General features: G+C 53.0%; 4 protein-coding genes and 1 pseudogene. 3 read left to right on the forward strand and 2 right to left on the reverse strand.

Annotated elements, in window-relative coordinates:
* Positions 1-1,294: flavin-containing monooxygenase (locus ACIQ2T_RS13010; RefSeq protein ID WP_397591174.1), on the reverse strand; the 1,294-nt coding region annotated here is incomplete at its 3' end.
* A 114-nt stretch (positions 1,295-1,408) separates the two neighbouring features.
* On the opposite strand from ACIQ2T_RS13010, the gene ACIQ2T_RS13015 reads away from it, so the two are divergent.
* The 3 genes from ACIQ2T_RS13015 (at position 1,409) to ACIQ2T_RS13025 (ending at position 2,665) form a co-directional block, all read left to right on the forward strand.
* The gene (locus ACIQ2T_RS13015; protein WP_397591175.1) at positions 1,409-1,720 is read left to right on the forward strand and encodes an alkylphosphonate utilization protein; all 312 of its coding nucleotides are present in this window, start codon (positions 1,409-1,411) and stop codon (positions 1,718-1,720) included.
* Complete coding sequence (locus tag ACIQ2T_RS13020) at positions 1,720-2,112, forward strand: DoxX family protein (RefSeq protein WP_397591176.1); 393 nt, start codon at positions 1,720-1,722, stop codon at positions 2,110-2,112. The genes ACIQ2T_RS13015 and ACIQ2T_RS13020 overlap by 1 nt, the downstream gene beginning before the upstream one ends.
* A 241-nt stretch (positions 2,113-2,353) precedes the next feature.
* Positions 2,354-2,665 carry a zf-TFIIB domain-containing protein gene (locus tag ACIQ2T_RS13025; RefSeq protein WP_397591177.1) on the forward strand — a complete coding sequence of 104 codons (312 nt, stop codon included), beginning with the start codon at positions 2,354-2,356 and terminating at the stop codon, positions 2,663-2,665.
* 64 nt (positions 2,666-2,729) lie between these two features.
* Here the strand turns inward: ACIQ2T_RS13025 and ACIQ2T_RS13030 are convergent.
* Positions 2,730-2,836 (reverse strand): annotated as a pseudogene (locus tag ACIQ2T_RS13030) (cold-shock protein); the annotation flags it as partial.

Here is a 2,836-nt window from a genome sequence, read left to right on the forward strand (position 1 = left end):
TTGGCATATCGGGATCATCAAGAACCGGTGTTGCCACAAGCGCGTTTTTATCGTCCATTTTCCAAAGCAAGCGGCAGACATAATCAGCGACGATATCGGTCTTCAACGTCCATGACGCATTGATATAACCAAAAACGCTGGCAAAATTGGGGATGTCGTTAAACATCACGCCCTTATAATTGAAGTGCTCACCAAAATTTATGGCTTTCCCGTCGACGCTGATGGCGGTTTTGCCCATCGTCACGAGGTTCAAGCCAGTGGCAGTAATGATGATGTCGGATCCAATGTGCTTGCCAGACTTTAACTGAATACCCGTTTTGGTGAAGTGGTCGATGTGATCTGTAACAACTTCAGCCTTGCCTTCGGTAATCGCAGTAAACATGTTGCTATCGGGAATGAGGCACAAGCGTTGTTCCCATGGACCGTATTTTGGCACAAAATGGGTGTCGACATCAACTGATGCAGGGAGCGCTTCCCGCGCCATGTTGACCAGTTTCTCACCCAGTTTCGCGGGATTGCGGCGCGCATACCAATAAGTGAAGCGCTGCATGTTTATGTTGCGCCACCGCGTGAGCGCGTAGGCCAGTTTCTCGGGCATAATCTTGCGCACGAATTTTGAAAATGGGTCGATGGCAGGACGCGAAACCATATATGTTGGCGAACGCTGAAGCATGGTCACCTGCGCGCCCTGTTCCGCCATAACAGGAACAATCGTAACCGCCGTCGCACCTGAACCAATGACGGTTACCTTCTTGCCCTTATAATCTAAATCCTTCGGCCAATGCTGCGGATGGATGATTTGGCCACCAAAGTCAGCTTCGCCTGCAAAGTCGGGCTTGTAGCCCTGGTCATAATCATAATAGCCAGCGCACATGAACAGGAAACGCGCGGCAAAGTGACGTTCCTTGCCACCATCAACGGCCTTCGCCGTCACATGCCAGCGGGCATCTGGGCTTGACCAATTGGCCGAGATAACTCGATGGCCAAAATGGATATGCTGCGAAATTCCATATTCGTCGGCGGTTTCATGGACATATTCGTGAATGGATGGACCATCCGCGATCGTCTTTTCATGCAACCATGGTTTGAAGCGATATCCCAAAGTGTGCATGTCGGAGTCAGACCGGATACCGGGGTAACGGAACAGATCCCACGTACCACCCATATCGGCGCGCTGCTCAACAATGGCGTAACTCTTGTTCGGGCATTGCATTGTGAGGTGCGCCGCAGCACCGATGCCGGACAATCCAGCTCCTACGATCAAAACATCTATAGTCGTCTCAGCCTGCGCCATATGCCTCTCCAATTTATGAGAAAATCTTACTGACATCGTTGCAAATTGCAACCGGCTTTCGCGTGATGCGAAATGCCGCTACGGCAGTGGGAGGCCAATAAGGAATTGTGCATCATGAGCGACGCAAATGACGAAGATTATGTCTATGACGAGGCATCTGGGGAATGGATAAGCGTCGCCGCTGCCAAGACAGCAACTGAGGCAGACGGTGCCGTTGAAGTACGCGACGCGGTTGGGAATCTGCTCGTGGATGGCGACCAAGTAACCTTGATTAAGGATTTAACCGTGAAGGGCGCTGGACAAACTCTAAAACGTGGAACGCTGATCAAGTCCATCCGCTTGACGGGCGATGCGCAGGAGATCGATTGCCGTTTCGACGGTATAAAGGGCCTAGTGCTGCGCGCCGAGTTCGTGCGGAAACGATAATGATCCGCTCCAGCCTCCGCGTAATTCTCGCCTTGTTCTACCTAGTGGCAGGGATCCTGCACCTCTTGTCGCCGGGCGGATTTTTAGCCATTACGCCGCACTGGGTGCCCTTCCCGGAGATTATGGTCGCATTCACTGGCGTTGCCGAAATCGCAGGAGCCGTTGGTCTAATGATCCCGCAGACGCGCAAATGGGCCGCAATTGGCCTTGCCCTTTATGCCTTGTGCGTATGGCCAGCCAACTTCAACCATGCGCTCAACGGCATCGCGTTTGACGGAAATACGCTGAGTTGGTGGTATCATGGTCCGCGACTGGCATTTCAGCCCGTTCTGATCTGGCTCGCTTTTTGGGTCGGGCACATCACCAACTGGCCATTTGGGAAGTCGCGTTAACCATTCACGCCTTCTTCTGTTTTCCTGCATGCTGACCTGCGGTTCATAGTAGCCATTTCCCCTTTGCGGGCAATTCTCGTTTTATCCGCAATGTGGATGACAGGCGCCGCACGAAATTAGCGCATGCCCTTCTTGAAAACTGGATGCCGCATCCCCAGTTCTCGTTAGCGGGCCGGGCCCCTCTGGTCGTCATGTGACGGCGATGTCGGACCGCTTATATGACAACAAGAGGAGACTCGATATGAACGCAGCCGTTGGAATGCCGTGCCCTGTATGCAAGGTACCGCTGGTGATGAGCGATCGCCAAGGTGTAGAAATTGATTATTGCCCGCAATGTCGTGGCGTTTGGCTTGATCGTGGGGAGCTCGACAAAGTTATCGAGCGCAGCGCTGCTGCAGAAATGCCTCCGCAACCCGCCCCTGCCCCGCAAGCAGCACCGCCACCCCAAGGTGGGTTCCCACCGCAAGGCTATGGTCAGCAACACCAAGGCTATGGGCATGGCTACCCTTATAAAAAGCGCAGAAAGTCGTTTCTTGAAGAGCTGTTCGACTAAACGTCGGCGCGTGACACAAAAAAGGGCCGCCTTTCGGCAGCCCTTTTTTTAACATTTCGGCTGATTAATCAGCTGAAGACAGGTTAATGGCCGAAGCCTTACCGTTGCGGCCGATTTCGACTTCGAAATTCACGCGCTGTTCTTTATCAAGCGAATGCATGCCGGCTGCCT

Origin of the sequence: Sphingorhabdus sp. (genome assembly GCF_044357595.1) — a bacterium.
Lineage (GTDB): Bacteria > Pseudomonadota > Alphaproteobacteria > Sphingomonadales > Sphingomonadaceae > Sphingorhabdus_B.

Bases quoted from the DNA above. Each gene is read 5' to 3' on its own strand.
- ACIQ2T_RS13015 (WP_397591175.1), top strand. From the start codon at position 1,409: ATGAGCGACGCAAATGACGAAGATTATGTCTATGACGAGGCATCTGGG.
- ACIQ2T_RS13025 (WP_397591177.1), top strand. From the start codon at position 2,354: ATGAACGCAGCCGTTGGAATGCCGTGCCCTGTATGCAAGGTACCGCTG.
- ACIQ2T_RS13020 (WP_397591176.1), top strand. From the start codon at position 1,720: ATGATCCGCTCCAGCCTCCGCGTAATTCTCGCCTTGTTCTACCTAGTG.